Here is a 15,701-nt window from a genome sequence, read left to right on the forward strand (position 1 = left end):
CCCCTTAGTCCGCTTTTCTCCAGACCTTAGATCCCCCGTCCGGGCTCCCGTCCATCGGCCCCTCCGGTCAGGTGCGGGAGCGGTGGATGGCGTGTTCCGGGCGGTGGACGAGGGTGCCGCCGTCGAGGGCGATGGTCTGGCCGGTGATGCAGCGGGACTCGGCCGAGGCCAGGAAGCCGACCAGGTCGGCCACGTCCTCGGGGGCGCAGGGCCAGGGCAGGAGGCGTTCGGCGGCCTTGTCGGCGAGCTGCTCCGGGATGAGGGCGCGCTCGGCGGCGGCGGTCATGACCAGGGCGGGGGCGACGGCGTTGCAGCGGATGCCGCGGGCGCCGTACATGGTGGCGACGTAGCGGGTGAAGCCGACCAGGGCCGCCTTCGAGGTGCCGTACGCGGCGTGGTCCACGTCGCCGGTCAGGCCCGACACCGAGGACGTCAGGACGATCGCGCCGCCGTCGCGCATCACCGGGACGACGTGCTTGACCAGCAGCATCGCGCCACGCAGGTTGACCTCCATCGTGCGGTCCCAGACGGCGGCGTCCATGGCGGTCAGGTCGCGGTCGCGGCCGTAGACGTCGCGGTCGAGGCAGGCGGCGTTGGAGTGCAGCACGTCCACCCGGCCGAAGGCGGCCACCAGCGCGGCCACCGACTCCTCCACCTGCTTCTCGTCCGACACGTCGCAGGTCAGCGCCATGGCGGCGCCGCCCCGGGCGCGTACGGCGGCGGCGGTGGCCCGGGCGGGGGCGGCACGCAGGTCGAGCACGCCCACCCGGGCGCCCTCGGCGGCCAGCCGGGCCGCGCACGCCGCGCCGATGCCGGACCCCGCCCCCGTCACCAGCGCCACCCGCCCGCCGAACCGCCCCTCGGACCGCCCGCCGGGCCCCGCCCCGGGGGGATCCGCGGTCACCACTCCACCTCCAGCGCGCTCAGCCCGCGGCCGACCAGCGACCTGCGGTAGGCGACGGGCGCGTCAGGGGCGAGTCGCAGGCCGGGCAGACGGCGCCCGAGGACGTCGAGCGCGGTGCGCAGCTGCAGGCGGCCGAGCGCCGCCCCGACGCAGAAGTGGATGCCGTACCCGAAGACCAGGTGGTCGGCGGCGTTGGGACGGTCGATCACGAACCGCTCCGGGTCGGGGAAGACGGTCTCGTCGTGCCCGGCCGAGTCGGTGGACAGCAGGACGAGCGAGCCCGCCGGGATCGTCACGCCGTGCAGCACGACGTCCTGCACGGCGTGCCGGAAGGAGCCCAGCGAGGCGCCGTCGATCCGCATGCACTCCTCGACCGCCCCCGGGATCAGGGCGGGCGGCACCGGCCAGGCGTCCTCGCGCAGCAGCCGCAGCACGCTGTTGCCGAGCTGGTTGGGGACGGTGTCGTTGCCCCCGAGCAGGATCGTGGAGATCAGCTCGACGACCTCCCGATGGCTCAGCTCGTCGCCGATCAGCGAGGTCATCAGGGACGTGAAGTCGTCCCGCGGCTCCTTGACGCGGGCGGCCACCAGGCGGTCGACGTAGTCGAGGTAGGCCAGGAAGCTGTCGGCCAGCTCGAGCTGGCGGGCCGGCGGCTGCGGCGACAGGAACAGCAGGAACCAGTCCTTGACGTGCGCCTGCACGAACGCCTCGTCGGCCTCGGGCACGCCGATGAAGCGGGCGGTCAGCTTGACCGACGGCTCGTGCCCGATCTCGGCGACGAAGTCGGCCCGGCCCCTCGGCGCGACCCGGTCGAGGACGTCCTCGTTCAGCCGCCGGAAGCGCTCCTCCATGGCGGCGACGGCCCGCGGCGTGAAGGCCCGGGAGACCGAGCGGCGCAGGCGGGTGTGGTCGGGCGGGTCCACGTTGGCCACGAAGCTGGACAGGAACGAGCCGTGCTCGCCCAGCTTGGCGCGGGTCTGCGGGGTGAGGCTGCGGGAGATCGTCAGCGACCCCTCGGAGGAGAAGCGGGCCGGGTCGCCGTACGCGGCGCGCACGTCGGCGTGGCGGGTCAGCACGTACGCGCCCAGGTGCTCGCTGCGGAACACCGGCCGCCCGGCGCGCAGGCGGCGCAGGAAGTCGTACGGCGCGGCGACGTGCCAGTCGGCGGCGACGTCGAAGTCCTGCGCCGAGGCGGGGGTCGTCGCAGAGGTCATCGCAGGATCCTCCTGGGGTTGTCGACGAGCATCTGGTGGAGCTGGTCGCCGGTGACGCCGCGGCTGCGCAGTTCGGGCACGACGTCGCGGGAGATGTGCAGGAGGTGGTAGTTCGGGTGGCGACGCCGTACGACGTCGGGATCGAACCGGTCATTGAAACAGTACGAATCATGACCTAGAACCATTTTTCCGGCGTGGCCGCGTTCGCACATCGCCGCCACCACCGCCACCCGGTCCTCGAACGAGCTGATCGTCTCGATGCCGAACCGATCCATGCCCAGGTAGGAGCCGCCGGCCACCAGCTCCTCCAGGTACGCCAGGTCCGTCGAGTCGCCCGCGTGCCCGATCACCACCCGTTCCAGGTCCACGCCGAGCGAGCCGAGCAGCCGCTGCTGCTCCAGCCCGCCCCTGGAGGCGCTGTGCGAGTGCGTGGTGATCGGCGCGCCGGTGGCCAGGTGGGCCTCGGCCACGGCCCGGAACACCCGCTCGCACCCCTTGGTCATGCCGAGGTGGTCGGAGGCGCATTTCAGCATGGCCGCCTTCACCCCGGTCCGCCCGATCCCCTCGGTGAGGTCGCGGACGAAGAACTCGGCCAGCCGGTCCGGGCCGCCGAACAGCGACCCCGGCCCCCGGTTGCCGAAGTACGGCGGCAGCGCGTCGTAGGTGTAGAGCCCGGTGGCGGCCACGATGTTCACCGACGTCAGCTCGGCCACCCGCTGGACGGCCGGGACGTACCGGCCGAGCCCGACGACGGTCAGGTCGACGATCGTGTCGATCCCCTCGGCCTTGAGCGCGTCGAGCTTGGCCGCCGCCTCCCGCGCCCGCCGCTCCAGGTCCCAGCCCTCGGGGACGTCCGGCCAGTTCCACAGGATCTCCGGGCTGAGCCCGAACACGTGCTCGTGCATCAGCGTCGCCCCGAGGTCGGCGACCGGCCCCCTCACGGTCTCAGGCACGGGAACCTCTCGTGCTCGAAGGGCCGGTTGACCTCCAGGCCGAGCCCGTCGGTCTGCCGGTACGGCAGCCCGGTGTAGAGGGCGTCGGCGTCGAAGTAGGTGACGGTGAACGACAGGCGGGCGGCGTCGCGGCGGTTGGCGGGCGCGCCGTGCACGGTGAGCGCGTGGTGCACGGTGGCGTCCCCGGCCCGCAGGTCGAGCGGCGGCGACAGCTCCAGCTGCGCGAGCCAGGGATGCTGGCTGAGCTGGTCGTCCCCGGCGCGGGTGAAGCTGCGCCCGAGCAGGCCGTAGCGGTGGGAGCCGCTGTAGAAGCGCAGCGACCCCATGTCGGCGGGCACGTCGGCCAGCGCCAGCCACACCGTCAGCATGGCCGAGCGGTCCATGGGCATCCACGGGAAGTCCTGGTGGAACTCGGTGGCGCCGTGCTCGCCCGGCTCCTTGACCAGCAGGTTGGTGACCTGCACGCGCACGGCCCGCACCCCGCCCAGCAGCCGTACGGCGTTGCGGCCCATGGCCGGGCTGGTGCTCAGCGCGCCGAACAGCTCGTCCTCGGCGGCGACGTCGCGGGACTGGCCGAAGGCCCGGTCGACCGGCGTGTCCGCGGCCCGGCCGCGCGTCCGCAGGCGCTCGCGGGCCCGTTCGCGCAGCTCGCCAACCGTGTCCGGGGCGACCAGCCGGTCCAGGCGGACCCAGCCGTGCTCGCCGAAGAACGCCACCTCGTCGTCGGTCGCCTGGCGTACCGGGATCTCCATGGCCACCAGTGTGCCACTCCAAGCAAGCGCTTGGTAAGATCCGGGTCGAGGAGGATGCCGTGCGAGGGTTCAGGTTCGGTGCGGTGCTGCGCGGGGCGCGGTCCGGCAAGGAGTGGGCCGAGCGGGCCAGGCGGCTGGAGGCGTCCGGCTTCGACGTGCTGCTGGTGCCCGACCACCTGGTCGGCCCGCGCTTCGCGCCGGTCGCTGCGCTGACGGCGGCGGCCTGCGCCACCACCCGGCTGCGCGTCGGCACGCTGGTGTTCGCCAACGACTTCCGGCACCCGGCCGTGCTGGCCAAGGAGGCCGCCACCCTGGACCTGCTCTCCGGCGGACGCCTGGAGCTGGGCCTCGGCACCGGCTGGATGGCCGACGACTACGGACGGGCCGGGCTGCGGCTCGACCCGCCCGGCGTGCGCCTCGACCGGCTGCGCGAGGCCCTGGAAGTGATCAAGGGCCTGTGGGACGGCGGCCCGCTGACCTACGAGGGCGCGCACTACCGCCTGGCCGGGCTGGAGCAGGAGCCCCGGCCGGTGCAGCGCCCGCGCCCGCCGATCCTGCTGGGCGGCGGCGGCCCCCGGATGCTCGCCCTGGCCGCCGAGCACGCCGACATCGTCAACCTCGGCACCCGCGTCAAACCGGACGGCACCGGCCCCGACCCGCGCGACGCCGGGCCGGAGGCGTTCCTCGCCAAGCTGGCGCTGCTGCGGCGCAGCCCCCGCCACCACCTGCTGGAGATCGGCACCAGCGTGATGCAGGTGGGCGAGCGCAAGCCGGAGGAGTCGTGGAGCGCCGCCGACAGCTCCCGGCTCGGCGACACGCCGCAGGTGCTGCTCGGCACCCGCCGCGACATCGCGGACCAGCTGCGCCACTGGCGCGACGCGCACGGCGTCACCTACTTCGTGCTGCACCACGAGCGTGACCTGGCCGCCTTCACCCCGGTCGTCGAGGAGCTGGCGGCTCTGCCGGATGATGGACCTCATGGATGAGATGTTGTTGCTGAGGCACGGAGCCACCGAATGGAGCACGGCAGGCCGGCACACCGGCCGTACCGACCTGCCCTTGACGCCCGAGGGGGAGGACCAGGCCAGGGCGCTGGCGCCGCTGGTCAAGGCGTCCGCGTTCGGGCTGGCGCTGGTCTCCCCCGCGCAGCGGGCCCGCCGTACGGCGGAGCTGGCCGGTTTGACGGACTACGAGGTCGACCCCGACCTGTGGGAGTGGGACTACGGCGGCTACGAGGGCATCACCACGCCGGACATCAGGAAGACCCGGCCCGGCTGGTACCTGTGGCGTGACGGCGTGATCCCCGGCGACGCCGAGCATCCCGGCGAGAGCGCCGCCGAGGTGGCCGCGCGCGCCGACCGGGTGATCGAGCGGGCCCGCGGGGCCGAGGGGCGGGTCGTGCTGGTGGCCCACGGCCATTTCCTGCGCGTGCTGGCCGCCCGCTGGCTCGGCCTCGACCCGGCGGACGGCCGGCTGCTGCGGCTCGACACCGGCACCTACTCCCGGCTCGGCTTCGAGCACGCCGAACCGGTGCTGCTGAGCTGGAACTCACCGGTCGCCTGAGGGGGGTTCGTCAGTCGCAGCCCAGGGTGGCGGCGGCGCGGATCAGATCGCGCGTGAGCTCTCGGTCGCCCTCCGACGCGTGCGGGAAGGCGTCCGGGGGCCACCGGCCGGCCACCAGCCGGCAGAAGTCCACCGCGCCGGCCGAGATCATCCCGGCGTCCGCGCCCGGGGTGCGCGAGAGCGGGACCGTCCACGTGCCGCCACCGGGCCCGGTCAGCACGACGGTGACCGAGACGTCGGGGCGCGGCCCGCGCAGCGCCCGGGGCAGCAGCGCCAGGCCGAACCCGGCGATCAGGCGCACGTGCCCGGCACGCGGCGGCGCGGGCGGGCGGCCGGTCGCGGCCCTGATGTCGTCGGCGTGCGTCCAGGTCTCGAACGTGCGCTGGATCAGGGCCTGGCGCAGCGGCGCGCGGGCCGGGCGCACCCCCGCCAGCGCCACCTCCACCCCGAGCAGCACCTCGCCGGCCCTGGAGAGCCGGTCCAGCAACGCCCCGGCCTGCTCCCGCCAGCGCCGGTGCTCCGGGGCCGCGCCCGCGCCGGGCAGCCCCATGAAGGCGGCCACGGTGGCGTCGTTGGCGGTCAGGTGCGCGACCAGGTCGCGGACCGTGCCGTGCCGGGCGATCGGCGCGTCCCACTGGGCCGGGCTCAGCTCGGCGAGCAGGTCGTCCATGAGCGCCACCTGCTCGGCGTACGGCACGGTCACGGACGCCACGCCACCGGCGGCGGGCGCGCGCCGGCGGCGGGCCCCCGACAACACGGCCGCGCGCAGCCCCGGCGGCGGGCCGCCGTAGAGGTACGGGTCCGTCATGGCTGCCTCCGCAGCCGACGCTAACCCGGCCGCGGTCACCGCGCCAGACGGCTGCCGGGAAACGGCGCGAGCAGGGTCTCCCGCCAGGGGCCTTCGAGGTAGCCGCGGGCCCGCCTGCCCCAGTCGAGCAGCCGGGAGTCGGGCGCGACCTCGTCGTCGAGCCCGAGCGCGGCGTCGCGGGCCCGCTGGGTGGCCAGGTGGTCGTCCAGCGAGACGGCCCACATGGTGACCGCCTCGGTGTCGCAGAACAGCACCTCGTACAGGCCGGTCAGGGTGTGGCCGTGCTCGGCCAGCAGCGGGGCGCGCTCGGTGCGGACGGCCTCCAGGTAGTCCAGCGCGGCCCCGGGGCGGACGCGGGCGCTCTCGAAGAGGTAGAACTCGGCGGCGGGGGCCGCGGCGAGCGGCGGGCAGCCCGGCGCGGCGCCGAGCGGCCTGGAGAAGGCGGAGAAGCGCAGGTCGTCGATGTCGGACAGGAACAGGCGCTGGTCCACGCCCTGGTAGATGTCCATCATCTGGCGCCAGCCGCCGTCCCACCCGCCGTGGCAGTCCCACAGCGTGACGGCCTTGAACTGCGGGTGGCCGGTGATGCCCACAGCGTAGAAGGCGCCGACGAGGTCGATGTCGCGCGACCTGATGGACATGCCGGTGGTCAAGGCGGGCTCGGCGCGGCTCTCGTCCTCGCGTTTGTAGCGGGTCAGCCAGGTCAGGTACTCCAGCGGCCGCCTGGAGTTCATCGGCCGGAAGTCGACCTCTTCGAGCAGGTGGATCGCGCGCCGCACCACGCCTCCTCTATCAAGCATTTGCTTGGCATGAGGATAGCGATCAGGTCAGCGCCTGGGAAGGCCGCGGCCCCCTGCCGGTCAGCCACTCCAGCACCCGGCGGTGCCCGGAGGCGGCGTCCTCGAAGTGGCCCCAGTGCCAGTAGCGCGGCTGGTCGCGCAGGCCGGTCACCCAGGTGCGGTAGGAGATGGCGGCGCCCGCGGGCGCCACGCCGTACGTGCGGACCACGACCTTGCCGCCCGGCGCGAGCAGCACGTCGTCGGCGATCGGGTACAGATTCATCCGGTCGAGCATGTACGACATCCTGACCTGCGGAAATTCCCCGCCGGTTACACCTCCGGCGCGCCCCCGTTAAGGGAGCGCGCCGGAGGTGAACAGGCTGTTACACGAGAAGGCCGTCGAACTCCCCGTCCTTCGCGCCGAGCACCAGGGCCCGGATCTCGTCACGGGTATAGATGAGAGCAGGACCGTCGGGGAAGCGCGAGTTGCGGACCGCGATCCCTCCGTCGGGAAGCTCCGCGAGCTCCACGCAGTTGCCCTGCGAGTTGCTGTAGCGGCTCTTGCGCCAGGCGACCTGGGTGAGGTCGGCCGCGGGCATGCCGTTGTAGGTGTGGTTCATCTACATCTTTCTGAGAAGACCGCCGATGAGCTCGACGGTGCCCCCTGGCGTGGTGCTTTCCACGCACAGTTGCTCCATGGCGGTGAGGTACGGGTCGATGTCCTCACGTTTGTCCAGGTACAGGGCACCCCAGAGCTGCTCGACGTAGACAACGTCCGACAAATCGGACTCGGGAAACCGCAAGATGCTGAACGCGCCCCCCTCGGCGGCGTGCTTGCCGAACCTGAAGGGCATCACCTGGAGGGTGATGTTGGGCAGGGCGGCGACTTCCAGCAGATGCTGGAGCTGCTCGGACATGACCTCTCGCCCGCCGATGGTCCGCTTGAGCGCCGCCTCGTCGATGACGGCCCACAGCTTGGGGCCGTCCTTCTGGGTGAAGCGCTCCTGGCGCTGCATGCGCATGTGCACGCGGCGCTCGATCTTGTCCGGACTCGCGTCGGGGTTGCCGAGCTGGAAGACCGATCGCGCGTACGAGGCCGTCTGCAGCAGGCCGGGCACGAACTGCACCTCATAGGTACGGATCACGCTCGCGGCCTCCTCCAGGCCCACGTACGTCGTGAACCACGAGGGCAGCTCGGCGGAGTACTTGTGCCACCACCCGGGGGTGTTGGCCTCGCGGACCATCTCCAGCAGGGCACGGCGTTCGGCATCGTCGACGACGCCGTACAGGGTGAGCAGGTCCTCCACGTCACGTGTCTTGAACCCGACACGCCCGAGCTCCATCCGGCTGATCTTGGACTCGGACGCCCGGATGTGGAACCCGGCCTGGCCGCGGTCGAGACCGGAGGCCTCGCGCAGGCGCCTGAGGCTCGCACCCAGCATGATGCGCCGAACGGTCGAGCCGGAGCCGGGCGGATCAATGGACACGTGCTGCTCCTTGTGTCGTTTCCTTGAAGACACAGTCTGTCACTTGGCGGCCGAAAGATCATGGGCCGCGGACAAGATCCCCTTTCCCCCATATTGACCACTTGAGGAGAACCGTAGCGCTTGCACGAGTTGTCTGCACGTGCATTCGCTCTTGCACCTGCACGAGAGATTGCCGCAGAATGATCACGTGCAATCCACCACGGCGCCCGGCCAGTGGACCACGTTCGACTGGTGGCCGCCCGTCGGCTGGTGGCCGGAGGCGGCTCGCGATCTCCTGGTGACCGGCCCGTCCGCGAGCGCCACGTACGTGCTCCCGCCCACCGCCTCCTCGGTCCACTCCGCTCGCAGCTTCACCACGGGGACCCTGTCCGGCTGGGGGCTCGGCGAGCTGGCCGAGAACATGGAGCTGGTGGTCTCCGAGCTCGCCACCAACGCCCTGCGCCACGGCCTGCGCCTCGACGAGCCCCACTGCCAGCGTCCGGTCCACATGTCCCTGGTGCGCCGCGGCTCGCTCGTCACCAGCGCGTTCACCGATCCCGGCACCTCGGTGCCCGTGCTGCGATACCCTGGCCCCCTTGACACCGGCGGCCTGGGTCTCCACATCGTCGAATCACTCAGCCTCCGCTGGGGGTGGTCGGCACTCGCGCCCCACGGCAAGATCGTCTGGGCAGTCCTCTCCTGACGGAGGGGTGCTCTGCACTACCGTGGATGGTCATGGCTCACGGTGAGTCCCACGCGACCCCATGAGAGTGCTGACAGATGGAAGATCACCTGCTCGGCTGGCTGCGCACACTAGACGAAAACCGGCTTGCCCGCATCCTGGCCAACAGGCCCGACGCCATCGCGCCGCCCTGGCCCCGCAGGCTCGACACGCTGGCCCAGCGCCTGGGCAACGGCTTCGCCGTCATGGAGGCCATGCGCGGGCTGCCGCTGCCCGCCCTGCAACTGGCCGAGGCGGGCCTGACCATGACCCGGCCGACGCCGGAGGGGTTGGCCGCCTTCCTCGGCGTCCCGGGCGAGACGGTGGCCCCCTGGCTCGACCATCTGTACGACCACGCCCTGGCCTGGCCCGACGCCGAAGGCGTGATCCATCTGGCTGAGGGCGTGGCCCGCTGGTGGGCGGCGCCGCTCGGCCTGGGCGAGCCGCTGGAGCACTACCTCAACTCCTGGACGATCAGCAACGACGCCCTGCGCGCCCTGGCCCGCGTGCTCGGCCTGCCCGCCCACGGCAACAAGCGGCGCACGATCGCCCGCGTCATCGAGCTGCTGTCCGACCCCGGCCGCCTCGACCGGCTGACGGCTACCGCCCCCGACGGCACGCTCGCGCTGCTCGGCCGCCTCGCCTGGGACGGCCCCGCCCGCGACGTCGACGGCGGCCGGTTCGTCACCCCCGGCACGCCGGAGAAGTGGTGCGCCGACCACGGCCTGCTGTTCCGCCCGAGCTGGCACGTCGCCGAGATCCCGCGCGAGGTGGCGCTGTGCCTGCGCGGCCCCGGCTACCATCCGCCGTTCCAGCCCGAGGCGCCCGAGGTGGCCTCGATCCCGGTCGACCCCGAGGAGGTCGACCACCTGATGACGCTGGCCGCGCCGCACGTGGTCGAGCGCTGCGCGGCCCTGCTCGACAACACCTCCAAGACCCCGCTGCCGCTGCTCAAGACCGGCGGCGTGGGCGTGCGCGAGGTCCGCAGGGTCGCCAAGGAGACCGGCTGCGACGAGGACGAGACCCGCCTGCTGCTGGAGGTCTGCGCGGTGGCCAGGCTGCTGGCCTGGGACGAGCAGTCGGGCGGCATGATCCCCACCGAGCGCTTCGACCGCTGGCGGCTCGACGAGGGCTCGGCCCGGCTGCGGGTGCTGCTGTCGGCGTGGTGGCGGATGGAGCGTTCGTCCCTGCGCAAGGTCGACGGCAAGTACGCCACCGTGCTCGGCGACGACCCGTCGGGCAGCGCGGTGGCCAGGGTGCGCAGGGCCGTGCTGGCGGCGCTGGCCCACCTGCCGGCCGGCACCGCCTTCGCCGACCGCGACAGCCTCGTGCGCAACGTCCACTGGCACGCCCCGCTGCTCGACCAGGCGCTGCTGGCCGAGTGCGCGCCGGCCGTGCTGGAGGAGGCCACGCTGCTCGGCCTGCTGGCCAACGGCGCGCTCACCGACCTCGGCCGCGCCCTGGCCGGGCTGACCGCCGACCCCGGCGACGAGAACGACGACGCCGTCCCGCAGGTCGAGCACGATCCGGTGCTGGCCGAGGCGTCCATCAGGGCGCTGGCCAGCGTGCGCAGGAGCGCGCTGTTCGGGCCCGACCTCACCGCGGTGGTGACCGGGCCGCCGTCGGCCGAGCTGGCGGCGCTGCTCGACCGGGTGGCCGAGCGCGAGTCGCGCGGCGCGGCCTCGGTGTGGCGTTTCACCACCGAGAGCGTGCGCGGCGCGCTCGACCACGGCTACGACGCCGACGAGCTGCTCGACGAACTGGCCACGGTCGGCACGATCCCGCAGCCCCTGGAGTACCTGGTGCGCGACACCGCGCGCCGGCACGGCGAGGTGACGGTCTCCACGGTCGGCTGCGTCGTGCAGGCCGGCGACACCGCGCTGCTCGCCGAGATCGCCGGGCACCGGCGGCTGGCCCGGCTGGGCCTGCGGCTGCTGGCCCCCACGGTGCTGATCAGCGCGGCCCCGGCCGAGCGCACGCTGGCCGCCCTGCGCGAGAACGGCTACTCCCCCGTGCCCGTCTCCGACACCGGCGAGATCACCATCCACCGGGCCAGGGCCGAGGAGCCGCACAACGGCAAGCTGATCCTGCTGCCCGGCGGGCAGGTGGCCGAGCTGTCGGAGTTCACGCCCGGCTCGGAGCCGCACCCGCCGTACGTGATCGCCGAGCCGGCCCCCGACCCGCACGAGCACGCCCGCCGCCTGGTCGAGGCCGGCCGGGACGACTCCGGCAAGCACGGCCGCACCTGGGCGGTCATCGGCAGGATGGCCACCAGGCTGCCGACCGCCCAGCAGTCGTTGCTCGGCTTCGTCGTCGACCGTGGGGTGCGCGCCGGCATCACGCTGGCCGACGGCCTGACCGCCACGATCAGCCACGGCGAGCTGCGCGGCGGGGCGCTCGACGCCTGGTGCGAGGAGGCGGGCGACTACCTGGAGTTCCCGCTCGCCGAGATCGTCGAGGTGCGCGGGGCCTACTGAAGCTTCTTGGCCTTCTTCAGGTTCGACACCAGCTCCTCCAGGAACGCGGCGTAGCCCTGGTAGCTGAAGGGGGCCTCGGCGCGCCAGGGGTAGAACTGGCCCGCCTTGACCGCCGGGAGCTTGGCGAAGGTGGGCTTCTTCAGCATCTCCTCGGGCTTGAGCGACTGGGTGCGGGTGTCGTAGAGGATCACGTCGGCGTCGTAGGTGTCGGCGTTCTCCCAGCTCAGGGTCTGGAAGAAGCCGCCGTCGTCGACCTTCGCGGGCTTGACGATGTTCAGGCCGTTCTCGGTGAGATGCACGATGTCGGGGTACTCGGGCGGGTTGACGACCCACATGGCGTCGGCGCCGCCGGACATCATGAGGATCTTGAGGTCCTTGAAGGCGGCCAGTTCCCTGGTCGCGGCCTCCATGCGGGCCTTGGCCTCGGGCACGCCCCGGAGGTCGGCGCCGAGTGACCTGGCCAGCTCCTCGTACCTGCCGATCACCTGGGTGGCGCTGCGGCCGGTGAGCATGACGCCGGCGGTGGGGGCGACCTGCTCGATGGTCTCCTTCGACTTCGCCGGCACGTACCACAGGTCGCCCTTGACGTACATGCTGCTGACCAGGAGGTCGGGCTGGAGGGAGATGTACTTCTCGACGTTGAACTCGTCCCAGACGTTGCCCAGGCCCTCGACCTTGGCGATGTCGACGTTGCCGACCTGCGGGTCCCTGGCTCCGTCGGCGAGCTTGTGCGGGCCGAAGACGGCGACCGGGCGCACGCCGAAGTCCCACAGCGCGGCGGCGGCGCCCACCTGGGCCACCACCCGGGACGGGCGTTCGGGCAGGTCCAGCTTCTTGTCGCGGTCGTCGGTGAACGTCCAGCCCCGCGCTGCGGAGGCGGCGGGCGCGGCGGAGGCGGTGGCGCCGCCGTCGCCGCCGGCCGCCCGGGTGCCGCCGCCGCAGGCCGACAGTGTCAGGGCCGCCGCGAGCCCTGCCGTGGCGGCCAGGAAGCCTCTGCGCGCGAGTACCGGTCCCGACATGTCCATCTCCTAAGGTTAGGCTTGCCTTCTTACGGAGACATTAGATTAGCCTTGCCTAAGTTTGACCGCTACGAGAGGGGGTCGGGTGCGCCCGGCTGAGGACACGGCTGAGCCCGCCGGCGGGCGTCCGGCGGCCACCGCGGAACACCGATCCGGTTCCGCGCCGGGCACCGGGGAGGGGCCGCAACCCCACCGGTCCGGTCCCGCGCCGGCCACCATGGAGGGGCCGCAACCGCGGCGGTCCGCGTCCGTGCTGGTGAGCGGGCTGGTCGTGACCGCGGGGGTGCTGGCGCTGGTGGCGATGGCGAGCGTGGCGCTCGGGGCGCGGTCGGTGCCGCTCTCGACGGTGATCGACGCGCTGCTCGCCCCGGACGGCTCCAGCGACCACGTCGTCATCCGCGAGCTGCGCATCCCGCGCACGCTGCTCGGCATCGGCGTCGGCGCGACGCTGGGCCTGGCGGGGGCGCTCATCCAGAGCCTGACCCGCAACCCGCTGGCCGACCCCGGGCTGCTCGGCATCAACGAGGGCGCCGCGCTCGGCGTCACGCTCGCGCTCGGCCTGTTCGGCCTCTCCGACCCCGCCGTGTACGTCTGGTTCGCCTTCGGCGGCGCCGCGGTGGCCTCCGTCGTCGTCTACGCGCTGGCCGCGGCGGGCCGCTCCGGCGCCGGCCCGGTACGCCTGGCGCTGGCCGGGGTCGCGCTCGGTATGGTGTTCACGGCCGTCGCCTCGGCGATCCTGCGCATGGACGCGCAGACCTTCGACCGGATGCGGTTCTGGCTGACCGGCTCGCTGGCCGGGCAGGACGCGGACACGCTGGTGCGGCTGGCGCCGTTCATGGTGGCGGGGCTGGCGCTCGGGCTGACGCTGGCCAGGCCGCTCAACATGCTCTCGCTCGGCGACGACGCCGGGCGCTCGCTGGGCGTCGCGGTCGGCAGGACGCGCGTGCTCACCGGCGTGGCCGTCACGCTGCTGTGCGGGGCCGCGACCGCCGCCGCCGGGCCGCTGTGGTTCGTCGGGCTGGTCGTGCCGCACGCCGTGCGCGCGCTGGTGGGCGGCGACCAGCGGTGGGTGCTGCCGTACTCGGCGCTGGCCGCGCCGGTGCTGCTGCTGGGCGCCGACGTCGTCGGACGGCTGATCGCGCGGCCGGGAGAGGTGCAGGTGGGCATCGTGTGGGCGGTGATCGGCGCGCCGATCTTCATCCTGCTGGCCCGGCGCAGGCGGGTGGCGGCGCTGTGACCGTCCGTCTCGGCCCCTGGTCCGTACGGCTCGCGCCCCGGTCCCTGCTCGTCTGCGCCGCCCTCGTGGCGGTCGGCTGCGGGGTGGGCGTGGCGGCGATCGCCACCGGCGAGTTCACCGTCTCCGTGCCCGACGTCCTGGACGCCCTGTTCGGCCAGGGCACGCCGGTCGCCGAGCTGATCGTGAGCAGGTTGCGGGCCCCGCGCGTGGCCACCGGGCTGCTGGTGGGGGCGGCGTTCGGGGCGGGCGGCGCGATCTTCCAGAGCCTGACCAAGAACCCGCTGGGCAGCCCCGACTTCATCGGCTTCACCGCCGGCGCCTCGACGGGCGGCATCCTGGCCGTCGTCGCGGGCGGCTCGGCCATGACGATCGCGGGCGGCGCGCTGGCCGGCTGCGTGGTCACCGCCGTCCTGGTCTACGCGCTGGCCTTCCGGCGCGGCGTGCAGGGCTACCGGCTGGTGCTGGTCGGCATCGGCGCCAACACGCTGCTGCTGGCCGTCAACAACTACCTGCTGACCAGGGCCAACATCAACGACGCGGCCACCGCGGGCGCGTGGCTGACCGGCAGCCTCGCCGGGCGCGGGTGGGACCACGCGATCCCGGTCGCGGTGGCGCTGGCCGTCCTGCTGCCGGTGTGCGCGCTGGTGGCGCGGCCGATGCGGATGATCGAGATGGGCGACGACGCGGCCAGGGCCATGGGCGTCAAGGTCGAGGCCGTACGGGCCGCCGCCGTCACCGCCGGGGTGCTGCTGACCGGCGTGGCCACCGCCGCGGCCGGGCCCGTCGTCTTCGTCGCGCTGGCCGCGCCGCAGATCGCCCGCCGGCTGACCCGCTCCCCCGGCGTCACGCTGGGCGCCTCGGCGCTCATGGGCGCGGTGCTGCTCACCGCCTCCGACCTGGTCGCCCAGCGGTTGCTCGCGCCGACCCAGCTGCCCGTCGGGGTGGTCACCGCCGCCGTCGGCGGCACGTACCTCGCCCTGCTTCTGCGAAAGGACCGTCACTGATGGCTGACCACCGACTGTCGGGCACCAGCCTCACCCTCGCCTATGACCAGCGGGTCGTGGCCACCGAGCTCAGCGTGGCGATCCCGGACGAGTCCTTCACCGTGATCATCGGCCCGAACGCGTGCGGCAAGTCCACGCTGCTGCGCGCGCTGGCCAGGATGCTCAGGCCCAGGAAGGGCGCCGTGCACCTGGACGGCAGCCTGATCACCGCGCTGCCCTCGAAGGAGGTGGCGCGGCGGCTGGGCCTGCTGCCGCAGAGCTCGATCGTGCCCGACGGGATCAGCGTGGCCGACCTGGTGGCCCGCGGCCGCTACCCGCACCAGCGGCTCATGCGCCAGTGGTCGAGGGCCGACGAGGCGGCCGTGGCCGAGGCCATGCGCGCGACCGACGTCGCCGGGCTGGCCGACCGGATCGTGGACGAGCTGTCCGGCGGGCAGCGGCAGCGGGTGTGGCTGGCCATGGCCCTGGCCCAGGAGACGCCGATCCTGCTGCTGGACGAGCCCACCACGTTCCTGGACATCTCCCACCAGATCGAGGTGCTCGACCTCTGCGCCGACCTGCACGAGGCCGGCCGGACCATGGTCGCCGTGCTGCACGACCTCAACCAGGCGTGCCGGTACGCCACCCACCTGATCGTCATGCGGGCCGGCGAGGTCGTGGCCGAGGGCGTGCCGGCCGAGATCGTCACGCCCGAGCTGGTCCACCGGGTGTTCGACCTGCGGTGCGAGATCATCCAGGACCCGCAGTCGGGCACGCCGATGATCGTGCCGGAGGCACGGCGGCGGGTGACCGCTCCCGCCTGAG

At 73.3% G+C, this 15,701-nt stretch carries 17 protein-coding genes; 7 read left to right on the forward strand and 10 right to left on the reverse strand.

What is annotated here, in order from left to right:
• Positions 1 to 67: 67 nt before the first annotated feature.
• The 4 genes from ACFYYW_RS12610 to ACFYYW_RS12625 are packed head-to-tail and all read right to left on the reverse strand — an operon-like array spanning position 68 to position 3,823.
• On the reverse strand, positions 68 to 904 hold the full coding sequence (locus ACFYYW_RS12610; protein WP_387647844.1) for an SDR family NAD(P)-dependent oxidoreductase: 837 nt from the start codon (positions 902 to 904) through the stop codon (positions 68 to 70).
• The gene (locus tag ACFYYW_RS12615) at positions 901 to 2,118 is read right to left on the reverse strand and encodes a cytochrome P450 (protein ID WP_387647847.1); all 1,218 of its coding nucleotides are present in this window, start codon (positions 2,116 to 2,118) and stop codon (positions 901 to 903) included. Before ACFYYW_RS12615 ends, ACFYYW_RS12610 begins: the two co-directional genes overlap by 4 nt.
• Positions 2,115 to 3,071, reverse strand: coding sequence for a phosphotriesterase-related protein (locus ACFYYW_RS12620; protein ID WP_352323668.1), 957 nt, complete (start codon positions 3,069 to 3,071; stop codon positions 2,115 to 2,117). The genes ACFYYW_RS12615 and ACFYYW_RS12620 overlap by 4 nt, the downstream gene beginning before the upstream one ends.
• Complete coding sequence (locus ACFYYW_RS12625; protein WP_387647850.1) at positions 3,056 to 3,823, reverse strand: phytanoyl-CoA dioxygenase family protein; 768 nt, start codon at positions 3,821 to 3,823, stop codon at positions 3,056 to 3,058. The genes ACFYYW_RS12620 and ACFYYW_RS12625 overlap by 16 nt, the downstream gene beginning before the upstream one ends.
• 59 nt (positions 3,824 to 3,882) lie before the next feature.
• Between ACFYYW_RS12625 and ACFYYW_RS12630 the strand changes: the two genes are divergently transcribed.
• Both ACFYYW_RS12630 and ACFYYW_RS12635 read left to right on the forward strand, forming a co-directional pair.
• On the forward strand, positions 3,883 to 4,809 hold the full coding sequence (locus ACFYYW_RS12630) for a TIGR03621 family F420-dependent LLM class oxidoreductase (protein ID WP_387647853.1): 927 nt from the start codon (positions 3,883 to 3,885) through the stop codon (positions 4,807 to 4,809).
• Positions 4,802 to 5,386 carry a histidine phosphatase family protein gene (locus tag ACFYYW_RS12635; RefSeq protein ID WP_352323671.1) on the forward strand — a complete coding sequence of 195 codons (585 nt, stop codon included), beginning with the start codon at positions 4,802 to 4,804 and terminating at the stop codon, positions 5,384 to 5,386. Before ACFYYW_RS12630 ends, ACFYYW_RS12635 begins: the two co-directional genes overlap by 8 nt.
• A 10-nt stretch (positions 5,387 to 5,396) precedes the next feature.
• Here the strand turns inward: ACFYYW_RS12635 and ACFYYW_RS12640 are convergent, their stop codons facing one another.
• The 5 genes from ACFYYW_RS12640 to ACFYYW_RS12660 all read right to left on the reverse strand — a co-directional run bounded on the left by ACFYYW_RS12640 (position 5,397) and on the right by ACFYYW_RS12660 (position 8,415).
• Positions 5,397 to 6,194 carry a maleylpyruvate isomerase family mycothiol-dependent enzyme gene (locus ACFYYW_RS12640; RefSeq protein WP_387647856.1) on the reverse strand — a complete coding sequence of 266 codons (798 nt, stop codon included), beginning with the start codon at positions 6,192 to 6,194 and terminating at the stop codon, positions 5,397 to 5,399.
• A 35-nt stretch (positions 6,195 to 6,229) separates the two neighbouring features.
• Complete coding sequence (locus tag ACFYYW_RS12645) at positions 6,230 to 6,973, reverse strand: hypothetical protein (protein WP_387647858.1); 744 nt, start codon at positions 6,971 to 6,973, stop codon at positions 6,230 to 6,232.
• A 43-nt stretch (positions 6,974 to 7,016) separates the two neighbouring features.
• Positions 7,017 to 7,256 carry a hypothetical protein gene (locus tag ACFYYW_RS12650; RefSeq protein WP_352323674.1) on the reverse strand — a complete coding sequence of 80 codons (240 nt, stop codon included), beginning with the start codon at positions 7,254 to 7,256 and terminating at the stop codon, positions 7,017 to 7,019.
• Between the two features lie 100 nt (positions 7,257 to 7,356).
• Positions 7,357 to 7,593 (reverse strand): DUF397 domain-containing protein, encoded by a 237-nt coding sequence (locus tag ACFYYW_RS12655; RefSeq protein ID WP_352323675.1) that lies wholly within the window; start codon positions 7,591 to 7,593, stop codon positions 7,357 to 7,359.
• Positions 7,594 to 8,415, reverse strand: a complete 822-nt coding sequence (locus ACFYYW_RS12660; RefSeq protein ID WP_352323686.1) for a helix-turn-helix transcriptional regulator — start codon at positions 8,413 to 8,415, stop codon at positions 7,594 to 7,596.
• Positions 8,416 to 8,647: 232 nt separating this feature from the next.
• Between ACFYYW_RS12660 and ACFYYW_RS12665 the strand changes: the two genes are divergently transcribed.
• Entirely contained in the window at positions 8,648 to 9,142 is a 495-nt protein-coding gene (locus ACFYYW_RS12665) for an ATP-binding protein (protein WP_352323676.1), read from the forward strand.
• Between the two features lie 77 nt (positions 9,143 to 9,219).
• The gene (locus ACFYYW_RS12670) at positions 9,220 to 11,637 is read left to right on the forward strand and encodes a helicase-associated domain-containing protein (RefSeq protein WP_387647862.1); all 2,418 of its coding nucleotides are present in this window, start codon (positions 9,220 to 9,222) and stop codon (positions 11,635 to 11,637) included.
• Here the strand turns inward: ACFYYW_RS12670 and ACFYYW_RS12675 are convergent.
• Entirely contained in the window at positions 11,631 to 12,656 is a 1,026-nt protein-coding gene (locus ACFYYW_RS12675) for an ABC transporter substrate-binding protein (RefSeq protein ID WP_387647865.1), read from the reverse strand. The genes ACFYYW_RS12670 and ACFYYW_RS12675 overlap by 7 nt on opposite strands.
• Positions 12,657 to 12,741: 85 nt before the next feature.
• On the opposite strand from ACFYYW_RS12675, the gene ACFYYW_RS12680 reads away from it, so the two are divergent.
• The 3 genes from ACFYYW_RS12680 to ACFYYW_RS12690 are packed head-to-tail and all read left to right on the forward strand — an operon-like array spanning position 12,742 to position 15,700.
• Positions 12,742 to 13,893, forward strand: a complete 1,152-nt coding sequence (locus ACFYYW_RS12680; protein WP_387647867.1) for a FecCD family ABC transporter permease — start codon at positions 12,742 to 12,744, stop codon at positions 13,891 to 13,893.
• Positions 13,890 to 14,897, forward strand: a complete 1,008-nt coding sequence (locus ACFYYW_RS12685; RefSeq protein WP_387647870.1) for a FecCD family ABC transporter permease — start codon at positions 13,890 to 13,892, stop codon at positions 14,895 to 14,897. The genes ACFYYW_RS12680 and ACFYYW_RS12685 overlap by 4 nt, the downstream gene beginning before the upstream one ends.
• Entirely contained in the window at positions 14,897 to 15,700 is an 804-nt protein-coding gene (locus tag ACFYYW_RS12690; protein WP_352323682.1) for an ABC transporter ATP-binding protein, read from the forward strand. Before ACFYYW_RS12685 ends, ACFYYW_RS12690 begins: the two co-directional genes overlap by 1 nt.
• Position 15,701 lies beyond the last annotated feature (1 nt).

The organism is Nonomuraea sp. NPDC001831, from assembly GCF_042892035.1.
Taxonomy (GTDB): domain Bacteria; phylum Actinomycetota; class Actinomycetes; order Streptosporangiales; family Streptosporangiaceae; genus Nonomuraea.

Coding starts and splice junctions, on each gene's coding strand:
- ACFYYW_RS12615 (WP_387647847.1), bottom strand. CDS start 2,118: ATGACCTCTGCGACGACCCCCGCCTCGGCGCAGGACTTCGACGTCGCC.
- ACFYYW_RS12625 (WP_387647850.1), bottom strand. CDS start 3,823: ATGGAGATCCCGGTACGCCAGGCGACCGACGACGAGGTGGCGTTCTTC.
- ACFYYW_RS12635 (WP_352323671.1), top strand. CDS start 4,802: ATGGATGAGATGTTGTTGCTGAGGCACGGAGCCACCGAATGGAGCACG.
- ACFYYW_RS12640 (WP_387647856.1), bottom strand. CDS start 6,194: ATGACGGACCCGTACCTCTACGGCGGCCCGCCGCCGGGGCTGCGCGCG.
- ACFYYW_RS12650 (WP_352323674.1), bottom strand. CDS start 7,256: ATGAATCTGTACCCGATCGCCGACGACGTGCTGCTCGCGCCGGGCGGC.
- ACFYYW_RS12655 (WP_352323675.1), bottom strand. CDS start 7,593: ATGAACCACACCTACAACGGCATGCCCGCGGCCGACCTCACCCAGGTC.
- ACFYYW_RS12660 (WP_352323686.1), bottom strand. CDS start 8,415: ATGCTGGGTGCGAGCCTCAGGCGCCTGCGCGAGGCCTCCGGTCTCGAC.
- ACFYYW_RS12670 (WP_387647862.1), top strand. CDS start 9,220: ATGGAAGATCACCTGCTCGGCTGGCTGCGCACACTAGACGAAAACCGG.
- ACFYYW_RS12675 (WP_387647865.1), bottom strand. CDS start 12,656: ATGTCGGGACCGGTACTCGCGCGCAGAGGCTTCCTGGCCGCCACGGCA.
- ACFYYW_RS12690 (WP_352323682.1), top strand. CDS start 14,897: ATGGCTGACCACCGACTGTCGGGCACCAGCCTCACCCTCGCCTATGAC.